The following is a 4,490-nucleotide window of genomic DNA, read 5'->3' on the forward strand; positions in this document are numbered from 1 at the left end:
GCCGCCGAATTTGGCGATCAGGTCGCCGCGCACCGGCAGGCGCAGCTGGCCGCGCAGGCTGGCGAAAGGTTTACCGAAATTTTCTTCCGGCGACGGCGTGGCTTCGTTGCGGCCCAGCGATTGCGGCGCTTCATCGTCGTCGATGGTGTCCGACGGCGCCGGCTTGACCTTGGTTCCCGGCGCGGCCCTGGCTTGCTGGGCGGCCGCAGCTGCGCGCCGTTCGTGTTCGGCTTTAGCTTTGGCCAATTGTTCCTGCCGCCGCTTTTCACGCGCCGCGGCTTCGGCCTTCTTCTGGTCTTCGATCAGCTGCGCCAGCTTGTCGACCAGGCCGGACAGGCGCTGCTCGTCGCGCTGCAGGTTGCCGACTTCCTTGCGCTGCGTGTTCAGCTTGGTCGACAGTTGCGCCAGCAATGTGCCGCGCTTGGCCTTTTCCTTCTCCAGCAGCTTCTTTTGCTCGTTCTCTTCCTGGGCGATTTCTTCCAGTTCGAACTTGGCGTTCTGGGTCGCAGCCTTGTTGTCCTTGATGGCCTGCAGGTTCACGCGCAACGTTTCGATCAGTTTCGCCTGCGCCTGCGATACGTAGCCCATATATTGCAGCTCGCGGTTGATGCGATTGGGATTGTCGCCGGACAGCAGCAGCTTGATGCGATCCTCGTTGCCGGCCACGTACTGGTCGCGCAGCAGTTTCGACAATTGCGCCTGCTGGCTGTTGACCACGCCGGACAGCTCGGCCTGCTGCTTCACCAGCACGTTGAGCTTGGCTTCGGTGCCGGCCTGCTCCTGGCTCAGTTCGCGCAGCGAACGGTTGGCCTTGGAGATCGCCTGCTCCGACTCGGCCAGCGCATCGGCGGCGTTGCCCTTGGCGGTCTCGGTCTTGTCGATGTCGCGCTTGAGATTGGCCAGTTTTTGCTGCAGGTCGGCGCGCTCTTTCTCAGCCGCCTGCTTTTGTTTGGCGCGTTCGGTGACTTGGGCGCCGACCGGCGACGGCAAACACAACGCTGCGGCCAATGCCGCAGCGCCGAGAGCCGCCGGTCTGCCGGCGCGCCAGTGCCGCAATGCCGTCCTCAGCACATTCGTCATGCAAAAAAGCTTAGTTATTTCGTTTTCCCTTGATTTGCCACGGCCTTGAGCGCCGCGTCGATGGCCGACTGGTCGCCCAGATAGTAACTCTTGATCGGCTTGAGGTCGGCATCCAGTTCATACACCAGCGGCTGGCCGTTGGGGATGTTGAGGCCGACGATGTCGTTGTCGCTGATGCCGTCAAGGTACTTGATCAATGCGCGCAGGCTGTTGCCGTGGGCCGAGATGATGATCTTCTTGCCGGCACGGATGGCCGGTGCAATGGTGTCGTTCCAGGCCGGCAGCACGCGCGCGACGGTGTCCTTGAGGCATTCGGTCAGCGGGATGTCTTCGCGCTTGAGGCTGGCATAACGCGGGTCGTTGTAGGACGCGCGCGGGTCAGTCGGCTCCAGCGGCAGCGGCGGCGTGTCGTAGCTGCGGCGCCAGACCAGCACCTGCTCATCGCCGTACTGGGCGGCGGTTTCCGCCTTGTTCAGCCCTTGCAGCGCGCCGTAGTGGCGTTCGTTGAGACGCCAGTCGTGCTGCACCGGCAGATACATCAGGTCCATTTCGTCGAGCGTGGTCCACAGCGTGCGAATGGCGCGCTTCAACACCGAGGTATAGGCCAGGTCGAAGGTGAAACCGGCTTCCTTCAACAGCTTGCCGGCCTGCCTGGCTTCGGCCACGCCTTTTTCGGTCAGGTCGACGTCAACCCAGCCGGTGAAACGGTTGGCGAGGTTCCAGGTAGACTCGCCGTGGCGCATGAAAACGATTTTGTACATAGTGTGGATTCGTGAGAAATGGGAGGGATGAGAAAATAGCAAAGGAAGAATCAAATAGCGTGTCAGCTTCTATTTTATAATGCCGGGATTCAGTAAACCCATTGAGATCCCGTGAAATTCATCGTAGACAATATTTTCCTGATCGGCCTGGTCATCATTTCTGGTGGCGCGCTGCTGATTCCCTTCCTGCAACAGCGCGGCAGCAAGCTGACGTTGCTGCAAGCCACTCAACTGATCAATACCGGCAAGACCCTGGTCCTGGACGTGCGCGACGTGGAGCAATTCAACGCCGCCCACCTCCGCGACGCCCGCAACATCCCGCTCAAGGACTTGTCGCAACGCGTCGCCGAACTCGACAAGTTCAAGGGCAAGAACGTCATCGTGGTGTGCCAGTCCGGCACGCAGACCGCCAAGGCCGAGGGCCTCCTCAAGAAGGCCGGTTTCACCGAAGTGCACGGCCTGACCGGCGGCATCGCGGCCTGGCAGGCGCAAGGCTTGCCGACCGCCAGCCAGAAGGCGGCAAAATGACAGCGCGCGTCCTCATGTACAGCACCGGCGTGTGCCCCTATTGCATGATGGCCGAGCGCCTGCTCAAGAGCAAGGGCGTCGAGGACATCGAAAAGATCCGCATCGACCTCGATCCGCAGCAGAAGGACATCATGATGGAGAAGACCGGTCGCCGCACGGTGCCGCAGATCTACATCGGCGACACCCACGTCGGCGGCTTCGACGACCTCAGCGCACTGGACCGCGCCGGCGGTCTCGACCCGCTGCTGCAGGGCTGAGCCGTTCGAGCTGATCCATTCGCATTTTTACCATTCGCATTAATCCAACCTGAAACGAGAGCATTCCATGGCGGAAGAGAACCAACAAGCTGAACAGCAACCCGTATTCCAGATCCAGCGCGTCTACCTGAAAGACCTGTCGCTGGAGCAACCGAACTCCCCGGCGATCTTCCTGGAACAGGATGCGCCTGCGATCGAAGTGGCGGTCGACGTCGGCGCCGAAGCGCTGGCCGATGGCATCTTCGAATCCACCGTCACCATCACCGTGACCGCCAAGGTCAAGGACAAGGTCGCGTTCCTGGTCGAAGGCAAGCAAGCCGGCATCTTCGAAGTGCGCAACATTCCTGCCGAGCAACTGGATCCGCTGCTGGGCATCGGTTGCCCGAACATCATCTATCCTTACCTGCGCGCCAACATCGCCGATGTGATCACCCGCGCCGGTTTCCCGCCGATCCACCTGGCAGAAATCAATTTCGCTGGCCGAACAACAGACCGACGGCACGCTGGTCAACGGCACCACCACCGTCAACTGATCTCGCTTCATCCGCCGCACGCCGTTCCGTTCCACGCGGAGCGCGCTGCGGCCGGCGTTTTACCAGCGTTTTACCGTTGTACCCTGCTATTCCGATGCCGTGCGCGGCGACCATCCGCGCCATGCACGGCCTCAACCTCTCCAGCGGAGCAAGTCCATGAAATTTTCCCCTCGCGCCTCTCTCATCCTTTCCACCCTGATCCTCGGCTCGGCCGCGGCAGCGCCCGCCTTTGCGCTCGACTTCAAGTCAGTCGGCGCCGCGCCGGCCGTGCTGTATGACGCCCCATCCGAAAAAGGTCGCCGCGTCTTCGTGGCGCCGCGCGGCATGCCGGTAGAAGTCGTGCTGACCTACGGCGAGTGGAGCAAGGTGCGCGATGCGGCCGGCACGCTGTCCTGGGTCATGTCCAAATCGCTGACGACCAAGCGCAACGTCGTGGTCAGCGTCGCCAACGCCAAGGTCCATGCGGCCGCCGACGACAACAGCGCCACCGTATTCAGCGCCGACAAGAACGTCTTGCTGGAGCTGACCGACGCCACGCCGGTGTCCGGCGGCTGGATCAAGGTCAAGCACCGCGACGGCCAGAGCGGCTTCGTCAAGGCATCCGAGGTCTGGGGCGATTAAGCCCGGGCAACGGGCGCATACTCTCCCCATTCCGGCCTCTACAAGCGAATCTTCATGAATATTTCCATACTCGGCGCCGGCGCCTGGGGCACTGCGCTGGCCATCGTGCTGGCGCAGCGGCATCAGGTCGTGCTGTGGGGCCGCAATGGCCAGGCCATGCAGGAAGCGTCCCTGCAACGCGAAAACATGGCTTACCTGCGCGGCTTCCATCTGCCGGAGTCGCTCATCGTCACCGGCGATTTTGCGAGGACGGTTGAACACGTCACCGCCAACCCCGACAATCTGCTGATCGTGGCCTCGTCGGTATCCGGCCTGCGCGCTTTGGCGGAAACGCTGCGCGATCATCCGATCGCCAACATCGTCTGGCTGTGCAAGGGACTGGAAGAACAAACCCGGCTGCTGCCGCATCAGATCGTGCGCGAAGTGCTGGGCGACAAGATTCCGGCCGGCGCGCTGTCGGGCCCGTCCTTCGCCCAGGAAGTAGCGCGCGGCCTGCCCTGCGCCCTGACCATCGCCAGCCATGACAAGGCCCTGTGCGAGCGCGTGGTCAGCGCGGTGCACGGCGGCAACCTGCGCGTCTATTCGAGCGACGATCTGATCGGCGTGGAAATCGGCGGCGCCGTGAAGAACATCCTGGCCATCGCCACCGGCGCGGCCGACGGCCTGCAACTGGGATTGAACGCGCGCGCAGCGCTGATCACGCGCGGCCT

6 protein-coding genes and 1 pseudogene are annotated in these 4,490 nt (G+C 62.6%); 5 read left to right on the forward strand and 2 right to left on the reverse strand.

What is annotated here, in order from left to right; all coding sequences use genetic code 11:
• The coding region (locus tag HLUSI_RS30045; RefSeq protein ID WP_016835989.1) for a murein hydrolase activator EnvC family protein at nucleotides 1-1,080 on the reverse strand (1,080 nt) is incomplete at its 3' end.
• Nucleotides 1,081-1,094: 14 nt separating this feature from the next.
• Nucleotides 1,095-1,841 carry a 2,3-diphosphoglycerate-dependent phosphoglycerate mutase gene (gpmA, locus tag HLUSI_RS0121810; RefSeq protein ID WP_016835990.1) on the reverse strand — a complete coding sequence of 249 codons (747 nt, stop codon included), beginning with the start codon at nucleotides 1,839-1,841 and terminating at the stop codon, nucleotides 1,095-1,097.
• A 111-nt stretch (nucleotides 1,842-1,952) separates the two neighbouring features.
• Here gpmA and HLUSI_RS0121815 point away from each other — a divergent pair, with 111 nt between their 5' ends.
• The 5 genes and pseudogenes from HLUSI_RS0121815 to HLUSI_RS0121835 form a co-directional block, all read left to right on the forward strand.
• The gene (locus HLUSI_RS0121815; RefSeq protein WP_016835991.1) at nucleotides 1,953-2,369 is read left to right on the forward strand and encodes a rhodanese-like domain-containing protein; all 417 of its coding nucleotides are present in this window, start codon (nucleotides 1,953-1,955) and stop codon (nucleotides 2,367-2,369) included.
• Nucleotides 2,366-2,626 (forward strand): glutaredoxin 3, encoded by a 261-nt coding sequence (grxC, locus tag HLUSI_RS0121820; protein ID WP_016835992.1) that lies wholly within the window; start codon nucleotides 2,366-2,368, stop codon nucleotides 2,624-2,626. Before HLUSI_RS0121815 ends, grxC begins: the two co-directional genes overlap by 4 nt.
• Before the next feature lie 67 nt (nucleotides 2,627-2,693).
• Nucleotides 2,694-3,159: pseudogene (gene secB, locus HLUSI_RS30050) on the forward strand (protein-export chaperone SecB).
• Between the two features lie 156 nt (nucleotides 3,160-3,315).
• Nucleotides 3,316-3,780 (forward strand): SH3 domain-containing protein, encoded by a 465-nt coding sequence (locus HLUSI_RS0121830; RefSeq protein ID WP_029363874.1) that lies wholly within the window; start codon nucleotides 3,316-3,318, stop codon nucleotides 3,778-3,780.
• A gap of 54 nt (nucleotides 3,781-3,834) precedes the next feature.
• The coding region (locus tag HLUSI_RS0121835; protein ID WP_016835994.1) for an NAD(P)H-dependent glycerol-3-phosphate dehydrogenase at nucleotides 3,835-4,490 on the forward strand (656 nt) is incomplete at its 3' end.

This window comes from Herbaspirillum lusitanum P6-12 (assembly GCF_000256565.1).
Taxonomy (GTDB): Bacteria; Pseudomonadota; Gammaproteobacteria; order Burkholderiales; family Burkholderiaceae_D; genus Herbaspirillum; species Herbaspirillum lusitanum.

Coding starts and splice junctions, on each gene's coding strand:
- gpmA (WP_016835990.1), bottom strand. CDS start 1,841: ATGTACAAAATCGTTTTCATGCGCCACGGCGAGTCTACCTGGAACCTC.
- grxC (WP_016835992.1), top strand. CDS start 2,366: ATGACAGCGCGCGTCCTCATGTACAGCACCGGCGTGTGCCCCTATTGC.
- HLUSI_RS0121830 (WP_029363874.1), top strand. CDS start 3,316: ATGAAATTTTCCCCTCGCGCCTCTCTCATCCTTTCCACCCTGATCCTC.